Annotated in this window: 16 protein-coding genes; 13 read left to right on the top strand and 3 right to left on the bottom strand. The window is 68.5% G+C overall.

From position 1 onward, the window contains the following. Window positions 1–155 precede the first annotated feature (155 nt). The 9 genes from GVY41_RS04240 to GVY41_RS04200 all read left to right on the top strand — a co-directional run bounded on the left by GVY41_RS04240 (window position 156) and on the right by GVY41_RS04200 (window position 8,364). Window positions 156–1,406 (top strand): Zn-dependent hydrolase, encoded by a 1,251-nt coding sequence (locus tag GVY41_RS04240; RefSeq protein ID WP_161343397.1) that lies wholly within the window; start codon window positions 156–158, stop codon window positions 1,404–1,406. A gap of 81 nt (window positions 1,407–1,487) precedes the next feature. Further along, window positions 1,488–2,939 carry a dihydropyrimidinase gene (hydA, locus tag GVY41_RS04235; protein ID WP_161343400.1) on the top strand — a complete coding sequence of 484 codons (1,452 nt, stop codon included), beginning with the start codon at window positions 1,488–1,490 and terminating at the stop codon, window positions 2,937–2,939. A gap of 4 nt (window positions 2,940–2,943) precedes the next feature. Next, complete coding sequence (locus GVY41_RS04230; RefSeq protein WP_161343403.1) at window positions 2,944–3,639, top strand: SDR family oxidoreductase; 696 nt, start codon at window positions 2,944–2,946, stop codon at window positions 3,637–3,639. Between the two features lie 8 nt (window positions 3,640–3,647). Then, window positions 3,648–4,520, top strand: coding sequence for a dihydrodipicolinate synthase family protein (locus GVY41_RS04225; RefSeq protein ID WP_249041115.1), 873 nt, complete (start codon window positions 3,648–3,650; stop codon window positions 4,518–4,520). After that, window positions 4,517–5,293 carry an ABC transporter ATP-binding protein gene (locus tag GVY41_RS04220; protein ID WP_161343408.1) on the top strand — a complete coding sequence of 259 codons (777 nt, stop codon included), beginning with the start codon at window positions 4,517–4,519 and terminating at the stop codon, window positions 5,291–5,293. Before GVY41_RS04225 ends, GVY41_RS04220 begins: the two co-directional genes overlap by 4 nt. Continuing rightward, window positions 5,283–6,155, top strand: coding sequence for an ABC transporter permease (locus GVY41_RS04215; protein WP_161343410.1), 873 nt, complete (start codon window positions 5,283–5,285; stop codon window positions 6,153–6,155). The genes GVY41_RS04220 and GVY41_RS04215 overlap by 11 nt, the downstream gene beginning before the upstream one ends. Next, complete coding sequence (locus GVY41_RS04210; protein WP_161343412.1) at window positions 6,152–7,003, top strand: ABC transporter permease; 852 nt, start codon at window positions 6,152–6,154, stop codon at window positions 7,001–7,003. The genes GVY41_RS04215 and GVY41_RS04210 overlap by 4 nt, the downstream gene beginning before the upstream one ends. Window positions 7,004–7,058: 55 nt before the next feature. Then, window positions 7,059–8,039: an ABC transporter substrate-binding protein gene (locus GVY41_RS04205; protein ID WP_161343414.1), complete on the top strand. Its 981-nt coding sequence runs from the start codon at window positions 7,059–7,061 to the stop codon at window positions 8,037–8,039. Window positions 8,040–8,196: 157 nt separating this feature from the next. Beyond that, window positions 8,197–8,364 carry a hypothetical protein gene (locus GVY41_RS04200; protein WP_161343416.1) on the top strand — a complete coding sequence of 56 codons (168 nt, stop codon included), beginning with the start codon at window positions 8,197–8,199 and terminating at the stop codon, window positions 8,362–8,364. Between the two features lie 219 nt (window positions 8,365–8,583). Here the strand turns inward: GVY41_RS04200 and GVY41_RS04195 are convergent, their stop codons facing one another. Then, the gene (locus GVY41_RS04195) at window positions 8,584–9,717 is read right to left on the bottom strand and encodes a mechanosensitive ion channel family protein (RefSeq protein WP_161343418.1); all 1,134 of its coding nucleotides are present in this window, start codon (window positions 9,715–9,717) and stop codon (window positions 8,584–8,586) included. A 148-nt stretch (window positions 9,718–9,865) separates the two neighbouring features. On the opposite strand from GVY41_RS04195, the gene GVY41_RS04190 reads away from it, so the two are divergent. Then, on the top strand, window positions 9,866–11,149 hold the full coding sequence (locus tag GVY41_RS04190; RefSeq protein WP_161343420.1) for an XRE family transcriptional regulator: 1,284 nt from the start codon (window positions 9,866–9,868) through the stop codon (window positions 11,147–11,149). 85 nt (window positions 11,150–11,234) lie between these two features. On the opposite strand, the gene preA is transcribed toward GVY41_RS04190, so the two are convergent. Together preA and GVY41_RS04180 are read right to left on the bottom strand one after the other, a co-directional pair. Continuing rightward, window positions 11,235–12,536, bottom strand: a complete 1,302-nt coding sequence (gene preA / locus GVY41_RS04185) for an NAD-dependent dihydropyrimidine dehydrogenase subunit PreA (protein WP_161343422.1) — start codon at window positions 12,534–12,536, stop codon at window positions 11,235–11,237. Then, window positions 12,529–13,875 (bottom strand): NAD(P)-dependent oxidoreductase, encoded by a 1,347-nt coding sequence (locus GVY41_RS04180; protein ID WP_161343424.1) that lies wholly within the window; start codon window positions 13,873–13,875, stop codon window positions 12,529–12,531. The genes preA and GVY41_RS04180 overlap by 8 nt, the downstream gene beginning before the upstream one ends. A 267-nt stretch (window positions 13,876–14,142) precedes the next feature. On the opposite strand from GVY41_RS04180, the gene accB reads away from it, so the two are divergent. The 3 genes from accB to aat are packed head-to-tail and all read left to right on the top strand — an operon-like array spanning window position 14,143 to window position 16,667. After that, window positions 14,143–14,622 (top strand): acetyl-CoA carboxylase biotin carboxyl carrier protein, encoded by a 480-nt coding sequence (gene accB / locus GVY41_RS04175; RefSeq protein WP_161343426.1) that lies wholly within the window; start codon window positions 14,143–14,145, stop codon window positions 14,620–14,622. A 13-nt stretch (window positions 14,623–14,635) separates the two neighbouring features. Further along, window positions 14,636–15,982 (top strand): acetyl-CoA carboxylase biotin carboxylase subunit, encoded by a 1,347-nt coding sequence (accC, locus tag GVY41_RS04170; protein ID WP_161343428.1) that lies wholly within the window; start codon window positions 14,636–14,638, stop codon window positions 15,980–15,982. 46 nt (window positions 15,983–16,028) lie between these two features. Further along, window positions 16,029–16,667, top strand: coding sequence for a leucyl/phenylalanyl-tRNA--protein transferase (gene aat / locus GVY41_RS04165; protein WP_161343430.1), 639 nt, complete (start codon window positions 16,029–16,031; stop codon window positions 16,665–16,667).

The following is a 16,667-nucleotide window of genomic DNA, read 5'->3' as shown; positions in this document are numbered from 1 at the left end:
TGTGCGAAGCGGCTGTGTAGCGTGAAACCTGACCAGATGGTCAGACACGGGATTCGTCCCGAAGATGCCAGAAGAAGATGCCAGAACAAGACTGTGGGCCAAGCCCTTGAGGCAACGGGCAGAGACCCGGATGGCCCCGCAGCAGGGAGACTAGGATGCCGGCACCAGCAGAGAACCTGCGGATCGACCCCGCGCGGCTGTGGGACAGCCTGATGGAGATGGCGAAGATCGGCCCCGGGATCGCGGGCGGCAACAACCGCCAGACCCTGACCGATGCCGATGCCGAGGGGCGCGCGCTCTTTGCCCGCTGGTGCGAGGCGGCGGGGCTGACCCTGGGCGTGGACGAGATGGGCACGATGTTCGCCGCCCGCCCCGGCACCGATCCGGGCGCGCTGCCGGTCTATGTGGGCAGCCATCTCGATACCCAGCCGACGGGCGGCAAGTATGACGGGGTGCTGGGGGTTCTGGGCGCGCTGGAAGTGGTGCGCACGATGAACGACCTTGGCATCCAGACCCGGCACCCGGTGGTGGTGACGAACTGGACCAATGAGGAAGGCGCGCGCTTTGCGCCCGCCATGCTCGCCTCGGGCGTGTTCGCCGGGGTGCATTCGCTCGACTACGCCTATGGCCGCCGCGACCCCGAGGGCAAGAGCTTTGGCGAGGAGCTGGTGCGCATCGGCTGGAAGGGCGACGAGCCGGTGGGCGCGCGCAAGATGCATGCCTATTACGAGCTGCATATCGAACAGGGCCCGATCCTGGAGGCCGAGGGCCGCGACATCGGCGTGGTGACGCATTGCCAGGGCCTCTGGTGGCTGGAATTCACGCTCACGGGCCGCGCCGCGCATACCGGGTCGACGCCGATGGGCCTGCGGGTGAATGCCGGCCTCGCGATGGCGCGGATCCTCGAGATGGTGCAGCGCGTAGCGATGGACGCGCAGCCGGGCGCGGTGGGCGGGGTCGGGCAGGTGCAGTTCAGCCCCAACAGTCGCAATGTGCTGCCCGGGTCGGTGGTGTTCACCGTGGATATCCGCAGCCCCGATCAGGCCAAGCTGGACGCGATGCGCGCCGATATCGAGGCGGGTGCGGCGACAATCTGCAAGGCACTTGGCGTGGGCATGGAGGTCGAAGCGGTCGGCCATTTCGACCCGGTGACCTTCGCGCCGGAGCTGGTCGAGGCGGTGCGCGGCGCGGCGGAGAGGCTCGGATACAGCCACATGGACCTGATCTCGGGCGCCGGCCACGATGCCTGCTGGGCCGCCAGGGTCGCCCCCGCGACGATGGTGATGTGCCCCTGCGTCGGCGGCCTGAGCCATAACGAGGCCGAGGAGATTTCGCAGGACTGGGCGGCCAAGGCGACGGATGTGCTGCTGCATGCGGTGCTGGAGACGGCCGATGTCGTGACCTGAGCCAGCGGCGGGGGGCCTTCTGCCCCCCCGCGCCCCCCGAGGATATTTGAGCCAGCAAGAAGAAGCAAAGCGGAGCATGTCATGTCCACACTCATCGCAAACGGCACCGTCGTCACCGCCGACCTCACCTACAAGGCCGATGTGCTGATCGAGGACGGGCAGATCATCGCCATCGGCCATGGGCTGAAGGGGGACGAGGTGCTCGACGCCACCGGCTGCTATGTGATGCCGGGGGGGATCGACCCGCATACGCATCTCGAAATGCCGTTCATGGGCACCTATTCGGCCGATGACTTTGACTCTGGCACGCGGGCGGCGCTGGCGGGGGGGACCACGATGGTGGTGGATTTCGCCCTGCCCGCCCCCGGGCAAGGCCTGCTCGACGCGCTGAAGATGTGGGACAACAAGTCCACCCGCGCGCATTGCGATTACAGCTTCCACATGGCGGTGACCTGGTGGGGAGAGCAGGTCTTTGACGAAATGCAGGCGGTGACGGAACGGGGGATCAACACCTTCAAGCATTTCATGGCCTACAAGGGCGCGCTGATGGTGAATGATGACGAGCTGTTCGCCAGCTTCCGCCGCTGCGCCGATCTGGGCGCGATCCCGATGGTGCATGCCGAGAATGGCGATGTGGTGGCGGAGCTGTCGGCGCGGCTGCTGGCCGAGGGCAATACCGGGCCCGAGGCCCACGCCTACTCCCGCCCGCCGCAGGTGGAGGGCGAGGCGACCAACCGCGCGATCATGATCGCCGACATGGCCGGGGTGCCGCTTTATGTGGTGCATACCTCTTGCGAGGACAGCCATGAGGCGATCCGCCGGGCGCGGATGGCGGGCAAGCGGGTCTGGGGCGAGCCGCTGATCCAGCACCTGACGCTGGATGAGGGCGAGTATTTCAACGCCGACTGGGACCATGCGGCGCGCCGGGTGATGAGCCCGCCGTTCCGGGACAAGCGGCATCAGGATTCGCTCTGGGCGGGCCTGTCCAGCGGCAGCCTGTCGGTGGTGGCGACGGACCATTGCGCCTTCACCACCGCGCAGAAGCGCTTCGGGGTGGGCAATTTCACCCAGATCCCCAATGGGACGGGGGGCCTCGAGGACCGGCTGCCGATGCTGTGGACGGCGGGGGTGAACACCGGCCGGATCACCATGAACGAGTTCGTCGCCGTCACCTCGACCAATATCGCCAAGATCCTGAACATCTACCCGAAGAAGGGCGCGGTGCTGGTCGGGGCGGATGCCGATCTGGTGGTCTGGGACCCGGCGGCGGAGAAGACCATCACCGCGGCCCGCCAGCAATCGGCCATAGATTACAACGTGTTCGAGGGGAAGAGGGTGAAGGGCCTGCCGCGCTTCACCCTCAGCCGCGGGCATGTGGCGGTGACGGAGGGCCGCATGAGTTCCGTTGAGGGCCACGGCAAGTTCGTCGCCCGCCCGCCGATGGGGCCGGTGTCCAAGGCGCTGTCGGCCTGGAAGGACCTGACCGCCCCGCGCCCGGTGCAGCGCAGCGGCATTCCGGCGAGCGGGGTGTGAGAGCATGAAGGTCGCCCTGATCACCGCCGGCGGCTCCGGCATGGGCGCGGCTGCGGCGCGGCGGCTGGCGGCCGAGGGCTATGCGGTCGGCATCCTCTCCTCCTCGGGCAAGGGCGAGGCGCTGGCGGACGAGCTGGGGGGCCTTGGCGTGACGGGCTCGAACCGGGAGCCTGCGGACCTGAAGCGCCTCGTGGATGGCGCGATGGAGCGGTGGGGGCGGGTCGATGTGCTGGTGAACTCGGCGGGGCATGGACCGCGGGGGCCGGTGGCGCAGCTCACCGATGAAGACTGGCTGCTGGGGATGGAGACCTACCTGCTGAACGTCATCCGCGCGGTGCGGCTGGTGACGCCGGTGATGCAGGCGCAAGGATCGGGGGCCATCGTCAACATCTCCTCGGCCTGGGTGTTCGAGCCTGCCGACATGTTCCCCACCTCGGCGGTGTTCCGGGCCGGCCTCGCGACCTACACCAAGCTCTATGCCGACCAGCACGCGGCGGAGGGGATCCGCATCAACAATGTGCTGCCCGGCTGGATCGACAGCCTGCCGCAGACGGATGCCCGCGCGGCCTCTGTCCCGATGAAGCGCTACGGGACCGAGGAGGAGATTGCGGCGACGGTGGCGTTCCTGTGCTCGGAGGGTGCGGGCTACATCACCGGGCAGAACATCCGCGTCGATGGCGGCCTGATGCGGGGGGTGTGAGCTTGAAATTGCACGGACTTTCCGCCTTCCCGATCACGCCGATGGACGGGCGCGGGCATGCCGATGTGCCTGCGCTGGTGCGGCTGGTGGGTGACCTTGCCAGCGCGCGGGTGCAGTCGATTGGCCTTCTGGGCAGCACCGGCAGCTATGCCTACCTCCCCCGCCAGACCCGCGCCGAGGTGACGGCGCTGGCGGTGGAGGCGGCGGGCGCTGTGCCGGTGGTCGTCGGCATCGGTGCGCCGGGGCTGGGGATGGTGCTGGACCATGCGCGGGATGCCGTGGAGGCCGGGGCTTCGGCGCTGCTGCTGGCGCCGGTCAGCTATCAGCCGCTGCGCGAGGAGGAAGTGTTCACGCTCTACCGCATCGTGGCGGCGGAGGCGGGGCTGCCACTCGTCCTATACAACAACCCCGGCACCACGGGCGTCACCTTCTCCCCTGCCCTGATCGCCCGGATCGGGGCGCTGCCGGGGGTGGTGGCGGTGAAGATGCCGCCGAGCGCCGATGCGGCCACCGAGATCCCGGCGCTGCGGGCGGCACTCCCCGCCGATGTGACACTGGGATATAGCGGCGACGCCAAGTTTGCCGGCGCGCTTGCGGCGGGGGCCGAGGCGTGGTTCTCGGTGCTTGGCGGGCTGTTCCCCAAGCCCTGCCTTGACATGCTGGCGGCGGCGGGGGATGCGGAGCGGCTGGCGGCGCTGGACGTGCGGCTTGCGCCGGTCTGGGAGGTGTTCGGGCGGCTGACCAGCTACCGGGTGATCCACGCCGCGGCGGGGCTGATGGGCTATGGTGCCCCGGTGCCGCCGCTGCCGGTGCTGCCCTTGCAGGGCGAAGACCTGGCCGCCGTGGAAGCGGCCCTGACAGAGGCGGGACTGCTGGAATGAGTGTGATCGAGGCGCGCAATGTCGGCCTGACCTTTGCCACCAGCGATGGCCCCGTCCATGCGCTGAAGGATGTGACCCTGTCCATCGGCAAGGGCGAGTTCGTCAGCTTCATCGGCCCCTCCGGCTGCGGCAAGACCACCTTCCTGCGCGCCATCGCGGCGCTGGAGCATCCGACCGAAGGCTCGCTGACCGTCAACGGCATGAGCCCCGATGCGGCGCGGCAGGCCCGGGCCTATGGCTATGTGTTCCAGGCGGCGGGGCTGTACCCTTGGCGCACCATCGCGGGGAATGTGCGGCTGCCGCTGGAGATCATGGGGTTTTCCAAGGCCGAGCAGGCGGAACGGGTGGAGCGGGTGCTGGCGCTGGTGGACCTTGAGGGGTTCGGCAAGAAATTCCCCTGGCAGCTGTCGGGCGGGATGCAGCAGCGGGCCAGCATCGCCCGGGCGCTGGCCTTCGATGCCGATATCCTGCTGATGGACGAGCCCTTCGGCGCGCTGGATGAGATCGTCCGCGACCGGCTGAACGAGGAGTTGCTGGCGCTGTGGGCGCGGACCGGCAAGACCATCGGCTTCGTCACCCACTCGATCCCCGAGGCGGTGTATCTTTCGACCAAGATCGTGGTGATGAGCCCCCGCCCCGGCCGGATCACCGATGTGATCGACAGCCCCCTGCCGCGTGAGCGGCCCTTGGAGATCCGCGACACGCCGGAATTCATCGCCATCGCGCATCGGGTGCGCGAAGGCTTGCGGGCGGGGCATGGGTATGAGGTTTAGGCGCGCCGTCCTGCCGATCCTCACCGTTGTCGCCGCCATCCTCGCGCTCTGGTATGCGGGCGCCGTCCTGATGAACGCCCAATGGGCCCGCGATCAGGCGGCGCGGGCGGGGGTGGAGATCGGGTTCACCGAGATCGTCCGCGACACCATGAGCCAGGAGCGCCCGGTGCTGCCCGCCCCGCATCAGGTGGCCGCCGAGTTCGGCAAGACGGTGTTTGGCACGAAAATCACCTCGAAGCGCAGCCTTGTCTGGCATGGCTGGGTGACGCTGTCGGCCACCGCCGTTGGCTTCGCTCTGGGGTCTGCGGCGGGCATCCTGCTTGCCATCGGCATCGTGCATAGCCGGGCGATGGACCTCAGCGTCATGCCCTGGGCGATTGCCAGCCAGACCATCCCGATCCTGGCGATTGCGCCGATGGTGATCGTGGTGCTGTCCTCGATGGGGGTGACGGGGCTGTTGCCCAAGGCGATCATCTCGGCCTGGCTGTCGTTCTTTCCGGTGGTGGTGGGCATGGTCAAGGGGCTGCGCGCGCCCGATGCGATGCAGCTGGACCAACTGCGCACCTGGGGCGCGAGCCGGGCGCAGACCTTCTGGAAGCTGCGGCTGCCGGCGTCGATGCCCTATCTCTTCGCCTCGCTGAAGGTCTCGGTCGCGGCGAGCCTCGTCGGCGCCATCGTCGGCGAGTTGCCGGCGGGGGCGACGGCGGGGCTTGGGGCGCGGCTGCTGTCGGGCAGCTATTACGGGCAGACGGTGATGATCTGGGCGGCGCTGTTCGGGGCGGCAGTGCTGGCGGCGGCGCTGGTCGGGTTGATTGCCGCCATCGAGCGGGTGGTGCTGCGGCGGATGGGGATGGCGCGATGATCTGGCTGTGGGGATCCCTGGCGCTCTGGGCTGCGGCGACTGCGCTGAACGTGGCGCTGGCGGGGTCATCGCTGGCGCGCAGCCGCATGGTCCGGCTGCTGATCCCGGCGCTGTTCGGGGTGACGCTGCTGGTGCTGTGGGAGGGTCTGGTGCGCGGGCTGGAGGTCAGCCCGGTGATCCTGCCGCCGCCTTCCGCCATCGGCGCGCGGATCGCGGCGGATCTGCCGCTGCTCTGGACCGATTTCGTGCAGACGATCCTGAAGGGCGCCCTGCCCGGCTATGCCATCGGCTGCGGCGCTGCCATCCTGACCGCGATCCTGATCGACCGCTCGCCGTTCCTGCAACGCGGCCTGCTGCCGGTGGGCAATTTCGTCGCAGCGCTGCCGGTGGTGGGCATCGCGCCGATCCTGGTGATGTGGTTCGGCTTCGACTGGCAGTCGAAGGCCGCGGTCGTGGTGGTGATGGTGTTCTTCCCGGTGCTGGTGAACATGGTCGCGGGGCTGGCGGCCACCGACCGGATGCAGCGCGACCTGATGGCGACATGGTCGGCCGGATACTGGCAGGCGCTGATCAAGCTGCGCCTGCCAGCCGCCTTGCCGTTCCTGTTCAACGGCCTGAAGATCGCCACCACGCTGGCGCTGATCGGGGCCATCGTTGCCGAGTTTTTCGGCAGCCCGACCCGCGGCATGGGCTTTCGCATCTCGACTGCGGTCGGCCAGCTTGCGCTGGATCTGGTCTGGGCCGAGATTGCGGTGGCGGCCCTTGCCGGCTCGGCCTTCTACGGGCTGGTGGCGCTGGTGGAGCGGGGGTTGACCTTCTGGCATCCCTCGCAGCGGGCGCGGGTGTAGAATTACAGATGGCCCGGACCAAGAAGCCGGGCTGCATTCCAACGGAGGTGAGACGATGAAAAGACTGATGACAACGGCGCTGTTTGCCGGCTTTGCGGCCAGCGCGGCGCAGGCCGAGGATGTGACGCTGCAGCTCAAATGGGTCACGCAGGCGCAGTTCGCCGGCTATTACGTGGCGCAGGAGAAGGGATTCTACGAGGAAGAGGGCCTGACCGTCACCATCAAGCCGGGCGGCCCCGACATCGCCCCGACGCAGGTGATCGCGGGCGGCGGCGCCGATGTGGTGGTGGACTGGATGCCGTCCGCTTTGGCGGCGCGCGAGAAGGGCCTGCCGCTGGTCAACATCGCGCAGCCGTTCAAGTCCTCGGGCATGATGCTGACCTGCCTGGCCGAAAGCGGCGTGACCGGGCCCGATGACTTCAAGGGCAAGACCCTTGGCGTGTGGTTCTATGGCAACGAATACCCGTTCCTCAGCTGGATGGCGACGCTTGGCATTCCGACGACCGGCGGCGCCGACGGGGTCGAGGTGCTGAAACAGGGCTTCAACGTCGATCCGCTGCTGCAAAAGCAGGCGGCCTGCATCTCGACGATGACCTACAACGAATACTGGCAGGTCATCGACGCCGGCATCGCCGAGAGCGACCTCGTGACCTTCAAGTATGAGGATCAGGGCGTCGCCACGCTGGAGGACGGGCTTTATGTGCTGGAGGAGAACCTCGCCGATCCGGCCTTCGAGGAGAAGATGGTCAAGTTCGTCCGGGCCAGCATGAAGGGCTGGAAATATGCCGAGGAGAACCCGGACGAGGCGGCGATGATCGTGCTCGACAATGACGAGACCGGCGCGCAGACCGAAAGCCACCAGAAACGGATGATGGCCGAGGTCGCCAAGCTGACCGCAGGTTCCACCGGCGCGCTGGACGTGGCGGATTACGAACGCACGGTGGCGACGCTGCTGGCGGGCGGGTCGGACCCGGTGATCTCGGCGGCGCCCGAGGGCGCCTATACGCTGGCGATCACCGACAAGGCGCTGCAGTAGGCTTGACGTCTCAGGAATTGGAGCGGCCCGGGGGCGAACCCCGGGCCGTTTTGCATTGCAATTGACGGGGGTCAAGGCGGGGTGCGCGCGGCCGTGGGATAATTGCCCAAGTCGCGCAGGCAAGCCCGCCGGCGCGCGCCAAGGAAGGGAAACGACGATGACTGCTGCCGTGAAACCTCACTCCGATCCGCGCCGCAGCGCGATGATGGTGCTGATGCTGGCGATTGGCCTGCTCGCCTTGGCCGGCTGCGCCGAGCCGGTCGCGGAATGCGAACCCGGCGTTGCGGATCTTTCCCGCAGTGCCGGGGTGATGCCGCCCTGCTGAGGGGGGATGTCGGAACACAGGGGCGCCCTCTTCTTGCCCGGAATCAAGGCGCTTCAGCGCCGCCGGGCAGCGCCCGTCCGCCCCCTCGGGCGGGCGCTACTCCACGGTTCCGCCTAGAAATTCGGTGGAGTTACGCCGCACCATAAAGTGCCTAGAACGAGCGTAGCAGCGCCCACCCGGCGGACAAGCACTGCCCTCTGACTGTGCGAGCTTGGGTCCCTACCCCCGCGGCCCCTCCTGCCCCCCAGCCCCCGGCCAGGCCAGCAGCGCCGCCGCCGGGCTCGCCGACACCTCTTCCCGTGTCCGCGGCAGCGCGCCCGGCAGTTCCGCCTGAATCCACGCGATCAGCTTCTCGCGCATTTCGCAGCGCAGGTCGAAGGCCCGCGGCGCGTTGCGGGCCGAGATCAGCACCCGCACCTCCATCACCCGCTCGCGGAAATCCGTCACCGCGAGGTTGTAGACCTTGCCATCCCACAAGGGCGAGGCGGCGGCGATCTCCTGCCCCTTGGCGCGGATCTTGTCCACCGGGGCAGAATGGTCCAGATACAGCATCACCGTCCCGATCAGCTCGGCACTGTCGCGGGTCCAGTTCTGGAAGGGCTGCTCGATGAAATAGCTCAGCGGCACCACCAGCCGCCGCCAGTCCCAGATCTTGATCACCACATAGGTCGAGGTGATCTCCTCGACATTGCCCCATTCGCCCTCGACGATCAGCGCATCGTCGATGCGGATCGGCTGGGTGATCGCCAGCTGGATGCCGGCAAAGAGGTTCTTCAGCACCGGCTGCAGCGCGAGGCCCACCACAAGACCGGCCGCCCCGGCCGAGGCCAGCAGCGACACGCCATATTGGCGCACCGCATCGAAGGTCATCAGCGCCGCCGACACCGCGACCAGCACGATCAAGAGGTTCGCCACCCGCATCAGGATCCGGCTTTGCGTCACATGCTTGCGCGCCAGCAGGTTGTCTTCGGCATCGAGCTTGAAGCGCCGCAGGTGGATCGTGGTCCAGATATAAAGCGCCGTTTGCGCGATCCAGGCGACGCAGAGGATCAGCGCGATCACCAGCAAGCGGCGGATCACCCCAGCCTCGCCTTCGGTCAACGGCGCGAGGGCGGTGGCGAAGGCGACGGCGGCAATGACCATCGCCAGCCGCAGCGGCCGCGCGCCCCGCGCCACCAGCGAGCGCCAGAACAGCTCGCGCCCCGCGACCGCGCGGGTCAGCAGGGTGAACAGCGTGCGCCAGGCCAGCATCGCCAGCCCTGCCGCCACCCCCAGGATGATCAGCGTGGCGATCCAGTCGGGCATCCAGCCGGTGGCGCTGTCGGCAAGGTCGGAGAGGGTTTCGGAGGTCATGTCCATGACCCTGATGATAGGGCGCCTCGGTGCCAAGGTCAGGGGCTGACACGCAAATCATGCCGCAACGCGGCAAGTTTCCGCCAGCCGCCCGGTTTTCTTGCGCCGGGCCGCGATTGCTGGCACATCGGAAACGGAGGAACCCCGCATGGCCCGTGCCGCACTCACCGGAACCCGCATCCGCGCGCGGCGGGCGCAACTGGGCCTGAAACAGGCCGAGCTTGCGCGGGCCATCGGCGTGTCGCCGGCCTATCTGAACCTGATCGAGCACAACCGCCGCCCGGTGTCGGACCGGCTGCTGACCGCGCTGGCCGGCACGCTGGAGATCGGGGCAGCGGCGCTGGCCGAGGGGGCCGAGCCGACGCTGTTCGAGGCGCTGCGCGAGGCGGCAGCCGGCGGCGGCGACGGCGCCGAGAGCGAGCGCATCGAGGAATTTGCCGGCCGCTACCCCGGCTGGGCGGCACTGCTGGCCGAGCGGCAGGGGCGCATCCTGGCGCTGGAGCGCACCATCGAGGCGCTCACCGAACGGCTGGCGCATGACCCGCAGCTGTCGGCGAGCCTGCATGAGGTGCTCTCGGCGGTGACCTCGATCCGCTCCACCGCCGCGATCCTGGCCGAGACCGAGGATATCGAGCCCGAATGGCGGGCGCGCTTCCACGGCAACCTGCGCGATGACAGTGAGAGGCTGGCCGATGCCGCCGAGGCGCTGGTGGGCTATCTCGATGCCGGGACCGACCGCGAGACCGGGCTGTCCTCGCCGCAGGAGGAATTCGACGCCTGGCTGGCGGCGCAGGAGTTCCACATCGCCGCCGCCGAGGCGGCCGCCGCGCCCGACCCGACCGTCACCGCGCCGGAACTGGCCTCCTCGGGCTCGCGCGCCTTGGCGCGGGGCTGGCTGGCCCGGGCGCGGGCCGATGCCGAGGCGCTGCCGATGGCGGCCTTCCTGCGCGGGGTGGAGGAGACGGCGGGCGATCCGGGGCTGCTGGCGGCGCGGTTCGGGGTGCCGCCGCTGGCGGTGTTCCGGCGGCTGGCGGGGTTGCCGGGGGCGCATGCGACAGGCCTTGTGCTCTGCGACGGCGCGGGGGCCCTGACCTTCCGCAAGCCGGTGGAGGGTTTCACCCTGCCCCGCTTTGGCGCCGGCTGCCCGATCTGGCCGCTCTATCAGGCGCTCTCGCGCCCCGGCACCGCGATCCGCGCCACGCTGGAAATGGCCGGACGGGTGCCGCGGCGCTTCCTGGCCTATGCCTGGTGCGAGGCCGCCTACCCCGCCGGCTTCGACGGCCCGCAGGTGCTGGAGGCGGGGATGCTGCTGCTGCCGGCCGAGGCGGCGCGGGGGCCGGGCGAGCTGCCGGTGGGCGCCACCTGCCGGATCTGCCCGCGGGCGGACTGCCCGGCGCGGCGGGAGCCGTCGATATTGACGGATGCGGCGTGAGGGTCACCGAAAGAAGCGGGGGGCCTTCCGCCCCCCGCGCCCCCCGAGGATATTTGGAAAAGGCAAAGAGGGGAGAGTGCCCGCCCTACTCCGCCGCCCGCGCCATCGGGTTGTTGGGGTGGCTGGTCCAGTTGGCGTAGCCCGAGACGACCTTCCCCGTGCGCGGATCGACCTCGCCCTGCGGCAGTTCGCGCATGGTGATGCAATTCTCGACCGGGCAGACGTCGAGGCAAAGGTTGCAGGCGACGCATTCCTCGTCCTTCACCGTGAACACGCGGCCAGGCGACATGGCGATCGCCTGATGGCTGGTATCCTCGCAAGCCGCGTAGCAGCGCCCGCAGCTGATGCAGAGATCCTGGTCGATCTGCGCCTTGGTGATGTAGTTGAGGTTCAGGAACTGCCAGTCGGTGACATTGGGCACCGCGCGGCCGACAAGCTCAGCGGTGGAGGTGAATCCCTTGCGGTCCATGTAATCCGACAGGCCCGAGATCATCTCCTGCACGATCTTGAACCCATAGGTCATCGCCGCGGTGCAGACCTGCACATTGCCCGCGCCAAGCGCCATGAACTCTGCCGCGTCGCGCCAGGTGGTGACGCCGCCGATGCCGCTGATCGGCAGGCCGCGGGTTTCGGCACTGCGGGCGATTTCCGCCACCATGTTCAGCGCGATGGGCTTCACCGCCGGGCCGCAATAACCGCCATGGGTGCCCTTGCCGTCGATCATCGGCTCGGGCGCGAAATCGTCGAGGTTGACGGAGGTGATGGAGTTGATGGTGTTGATGAGCGACACCGCATCCGCCCCGCCGCGTTTTGCCGCCTCGGCCGGTTTGCGGATGTCGGAGATGTTGGGGGTCAGCTTGACGATGCAGGGCATGCGGGAGTGCGTCTTCACCCAGCGCGTGACCATCTCGATATATTCGGGCACCTGCCCGACGGCGCTTCCCATGCCGCGCTCGGCCATGCCATGCGGGCAGCCGAAGTTCAGCTCCACCCCGTCGGCGCCGGTATCCTCGATGCGGGCGAGGATGTCCTTCCACGACTCCTCGTCGCAAGGCACCATCAGGCTGATGATCAGCGCGCGGTCCGGCCAGTCGCGCTTGACCGACTTGATCTCGCGCAGGTTCACCTCCAGCGGGCGGTCGGTGATCAGCTCGATATTGTTGATCCCCAGCACCCGGCGGTCGGCGCCGTGGATCACGCCATAGCGCGGGCCGTTGACGTTGACGACGGGGGGGCCTTCCGAGCCGAGGGTCTTCCACACCACGCCGCCCCAGCCCGCCTGAAACGCGCGGCGGACGTTGTATTCCTTGTCGGTCGGCGGCGCGGAGGCGAGCCAGAACGGGTTGGGGGACTTGATGCCGATGAAGGTTGTGGTCAGGTCAGCCATGGTCGGCCCCCATCAGGTAAAGGTGAATGTCCATCGCGGCATCGCGGCCCTCGGCCGCCGCCGCCACGGTCAGATCGTCGCCGCCCTGCGCGCAATCGCCCCCGGCCCAGACACCCGAGATGCTGGTGCGCCCGGCGCCAGTGATGGCGATCTTGCCGCCGTCGATGGCGATGCCCTCCGGCACCGGCTCGAGGGTCTGGCCGATGGCCTTGAACACCTGATCAGCCTTGAGGCGGAAGGTCTGCGGCAGCAGGTGAAGCCCCGTCTCTCGCTCCTCGGTATAGGCGAACTCCACCTCGGCCACCGCGCCGTTGCCGAGGAGGCGCACGGGGGCGGCGTTGCAGATGATGCGCACGCCGTTCTGCGTGGCGTGATCCTGCTCGACCGTGCTGGCGCCCATCGCCGCCTTCGAGCGGCGATAGACCAGCGTCACCGTCTCTGCCCCCAGCAGCCGCGCCTGCACGGCGGCGTCGATGGCGGTCATGCCGCCGCCGATCACCACCACCTCGCGGCCGATGGGCAGGGCGGCGAGGTCCGCCGCCTGCCGCAGCTCGCGGATGAAGTCGGTGGCGGGCAGCACGTGCGCCTTGTCCTCGCCCTCGGCCCGGAGCGCATTGACCCCGCCGAGCCCGAGGCCGAGGAACACCGCGTCATGGCCCGATTGCAGCTCGGCCAGCGTCAGGTCGCGGCCGAGCGCGAGCCCGGGTTTCAGGGTGATGCCGCCGATGCCCATCAGCCAATCGAGTTCCGCCTGCGCGAACCCGCCCGCGGTCTTGTAGGCGGCGATGCCGTATTCGTTCAGCCCACCGCCCTTGGGGCGCGCATCCAGCAAGGTGACATCATGGCCCTTCAGCGCCAGCCTATGCGCCGCCGCCAGACCCGCCGGGCCCGCGCCGACCACCGCCACACGCTTGCCGGTGGGCGCGGCGCGGGTGAAGGGATGCGCGTTCCTTGCCATCAGCGTATCGGTCGCGTGGCGCTGCAGGCGGGCGATTTCCACCGGCTTGCCCTCGGCCGCCTCGCGCACGCAGGCACCCTCGCAGAGGGTTTCGGTGGGGCAGACCCGGGCGCAGATGCCGCCAAGGATGTTCTGCGAGAAGATGGTTCGCGCCGCCGCCTCGGGCGTGCCGGTGGCGATCTGCCGGATGAACAGCGGAATGTCGATCTCGGTCGGACAGGCCGTCACGCAGGGCGCGTCATGGCAGAAGTAGCAGCGATCCGCGGCCACCCGCACTTCATGCGCGTCCAGCGGCGGGGCGATATCGGCGAAATTCGCGGCATAGGCTTGCGGCGGAAGCCGGCCCGGAACGATGCCGGGTGTCAGCTGGCTGTTGGTCAATCGGACCTCCCTGGCTTTGCTTTATCGGGAAAGGCTGGCATAGGTCCTGTTTTTTATCAAATGGTAAAATCAAGCTGCCCCGCCGCCCGGCCCCGCCGCGCAGATCAGCGGCAAATCCGGAAAAATCTGCCCGGATTTTAACCGCGCCACGGCTGCCGGCCCCGGGCAAACTCGCGGCTTTCCTCCCCCCCTGCTCTCGCGTATAACCCCAGCGACCAAGGCGGAGCCCGCGACAGACGGGCGGCACAACACCTTCCGAGGACGGTAATGACCAAACATCCCCATGAAACCGACGTGGCCTTCATCCAGGCGCTGGCGGAACTTCTGAACAAGAACGACCTGACCGAGCTGGCGGTGATGCGCGAATACGGCGAGAATGACAGCCTCGAAGTGCGGGTCGTCAAGCAGGCCCCCGTGGCTGCCGCGGCGCCGGTCTATGCCGCAGCGCCTGCCCCGGCCGCGCTGGCAGCCCCGGCCGCTGCGCCTGCCCCTGCCGAGGATCCGGCGCGCCACCCGGGCGCCGTGGCCTCGCCGATGGTCGGCACCGTGTATCTGGCCGCCGAACCCGGCGCGACGCCCTTCGTGGCGGTGGGCGACGCGGTCAAGGAAGGCCAGACGCTGCTGATCGTCGAGGCGATGAAAACGATGAACCACATCCCGGCGCCGAAATCCGGCACCGTGAAGCGCATTCTTGTCGAGGATGGCAGCGCGGTGGAATACGGCGCCCCGCTGATGATCGTCGAGTAAGGTGACCAGACCGATGTTCGAGAAGATCCTGATCGCCAACCGGGGCGAAATCGCGCTCCGCGTCATCCGGGCCTGCCGCGAGATGGGCATCAAGTCTGTCGCGGTGCATTCCACGGCCGACAGCGACGCCATGCATGTGCGGATGGCCGACGAGTCTGTCTGCATCGGCCCGCCGCCCTCATCCGAAAGCTACCTCTCGGTGCCGGCCATCGTCTCCGCCTGCGAGATCACCGGCGCCGACGCGATCCATCCCGGCTATGGCTTCCTGTCGGAAAACGCCGCCTTCGTGCAGGTGCTGGAAGACCATGACATCGGCTTCATCGGCCCGACGGCCGAGCATATCCGGGTGATGGGCGACAAGATCACCGCCAAGGACACCATGCGCCGGCTTGGCGTGCCTTGCGTTCCGGGATCGGAAGGCGGCGTTGCCACGGTCGAGGAGGCCAAGCGCATCTCGGCCGAGATCGGCTATCCGGTCATCATAAAGGCCACGGCGGGCGGCGGCGGCCGCGGCATGAAGGTTGCGCGCGATGCCGAGGCGCTGGAAGTGGCCTTCCGCACCGCGCGGGCGGAATCCAAGGCGGCCTTCGGCAACGACGAGGTCTATATCGAGAAATACCTGCAGCGCCCCCGCCATATCGAGATCCAGGTCTTCGGCGATGGCAAGGGCAAGGCAGTGCATCTGGGCGAGCGCGACTGTTCCTTGCAGCGCCGCCACCAGAAGGTGTTCGAGGAAGCCCCCGGCCCCGCCATCGACCAGGAAACCCGCGACCGGATCGGCAAGGTCTGCGCCGATGCGGTAGCCGCGATCAACTATATCGGTGCCGGCACCATCGAGTTTCTCTATGAGGACGGCGATTTCTACTTCATCGAGATGAACACCCGCCTGCAGGTGGAACATCCGGTGACCGAGGCGATCTTCGGCGTGGACCTCGTGCGCGAGCAGATCCGCGTGGCCTCGGGGATGCCGATGTCCTTCGAACAGAAGGATCTGATGCTGAACGGCCATGCCATCGAGGTGCGGATCAACGCCGAGAAACTGCCGAACTTCTCGCCCTGCCCCGGCCGGGTGAACGTGTTCCACGCGCCGGGCGGTCTGGGTGTGCGGATGGATTCGGCGCTTTATGCCGGCTACACGATCCCGCCCTATTACGACAGCCTGATCGGCAAACTGATCGTGCATGGCCGCGACCGGCCCGAGGCGCTGGCCAGGCTGAAACGCGCGCTTGGCGAGCTGATCGTCGACGGGGTCGATACCACCGTGCCGCTGTTCCATGCGCTGCTGGAGGAACCTGATATCCTGAAGGGCAATTACTCGATCCATTGGCTGGAACGGTGGCTGGCCGAGACCTTCGCCTGATCGCGGGGCGCCCCGGCGCCCTGCCCCTCCCGTCGGGCCTTGCCCGATGACGGCGGCGCCTTTGCGCGAGGTGCCGCCGCTTCTGATGCTGGAGGTCTATGCCGCCGGCGCCTTCCCGATGGCCGAGCACCGCGACGATCCCACCTTCGGGCTGATCGAGCCACGCATCCGCGGGATCCTGCCGCTCGACGGCTTCCACATCTCGCGCTCGCTGGCCCGGCGGATGCGCCGCGGCAGCTTCACCGCCAGCGCCGATACCGATTTCGCCGAGGTGGTCACTGCCTGCGCGAACCGCGAGGAAACCTGGATCAACCCCGCCCTCATGCGGCTCTACACGGCGCTGCACGCGGCGGGCCATGCCCATTGCATCGCTGTGCGACAAGACGGCGCTCTGGTCGGCGGCGTGTTCGGGGTGGCGGTGGGCGCGGCCTTCTTCGCGGAAAGCATGTTCTCCACCCGCACCGATGCGTCCAAGGCGGCGCTGGTCTGGCTGGTGGACCGGCTGCGCTTCCAAGGCTTCACCCTGCTCGACACCCAGTTCCTGACCCCGCATCTGGCGCGCCTTGGCGGGATCGAACTGCCCCGCGCCGCCTTCCGCAAGCTGCTGGAACCTGCAGTGGCGCAGCGCGCCGTGCGCTTTGGCCCCGCAGGCCCGCTGCCGGACGCGGCGAGCCTCCTGCGCTAG

This window comes from Frigidibacter albus (genome assembly GCF_009908165.1).
In the GTDB taxonomy this organism is placed as follows: domain Bacteria; phylum Pseudomonadota; class Alphaproteobacteria; order Rhodobacterales; family Rhodobacteraceae; genus Frigidibacter; species Frigidibacter albus.
The sequence above is the reverse complement of the archived record's forward strand: the minus strand, read 5'-3'. Positions and strand labels throughout refer to the sequence as shown.

Excerpts from the sequence above, each read along its gene's own strand:
- GVY41_RS04240 (WP_161343397.1), top strand. The coding sequence starts at position 156 with ATGCCGGCACCAGCAGAGAACCTGCGGATCGACCCCGCGCGGCTGTGG.
- hydA (WP_161343400.1), top strand. The coding sequence starts at position 1,488 with ATGTCCACACTCATCGCAAACGGCACCGTCGTCACCGCCGACCTCACC.
- GVY41_RS04230 (WP_161343403.1), top strand. The coding sequence starts at position 2,944 with ATGAAGGTCGCCCTGATCACCGCCGGCGGCTCCGGCATGGGCGCGGCT.
- GVY41_RS04220 (WP_161343408.1), top strand. The coding sequence starts at position 4,517 with ATGAGTGTGATCGAGGCGCGCAATGTCGGCCTGACCTTTGCCACCAGC.
- GVY41_RS04215 (WP_161343410.1), top strand. The coding sequence starts at position 5,283 with ATGAGGTTTAGGCGCGCCGTCCTGCCGATCCTCACCGTTGTCGCCGCC.
- GVY41_RS04210 (WP_161343412.1), top strand. The coding sequence starts at position 6,152 with ATGATCTGGCTGTGGGGATCCCTGGCGCTCTGGGCTGCGGCGACTGCG.
- GVY41_RS04205 (WP_161343414.1), top strand. The coding sequence starts at position 7,059 with ATGAAAAGACTGATGACAACGGCGCTGTTTGCCGGCTTTGCGGCCAGC.
- GVY41_RS04200 (WP_161343416.1), top strand. The coding sequence starts at position 8,197 with ATGACTGCTGCCGTGAAACCTCACTCCGATCCGCGCCGCAGCGCGATG.
- GVY41_RS04195 (WP_161343418.1), bottom strand. The coding sequence starts at position 9,717 with ATGACCTCCGAAACCCTCTCCGACCTTGCCGACAGCGCCACCGGCTGG.
- GVY41_RS04190 (WP_161343420.1), top strand. The coding sequence starts at position 9,866 with ATGGCCCGTGCCGCACTCACCGGAACCCGCATCCGCGCGCGGCGGGCG.
- preA (WP_161343422.1), bottom strand. The coding sequence starts at position 12,536 with ATGGCTGACCTGACCACAACCTTCATCGGCATCAAGTCCCCCAACCCG.
- accB (WP_161343426.1), top strand. The coding sequence starts at position 14,143 with ATGACCAAACATCCCCATGAAACCGACGTGGCCTTCATCCAGGCGCTG.
- accC (WP_161343428.1), top strand. The coding sequence starts at position 14,636 with ATGTTCGAGAAGATCCTGATCGCCAACCGGGGCGAAATCGCGCTCCGC.
- aat (WP_161343430.1), top strand. The coding sequence starts at position 16,029 with ATGACGGCGGCGCCTTTGCGCGAGGTGCCGCCGCTTCTGATGCTGGAG.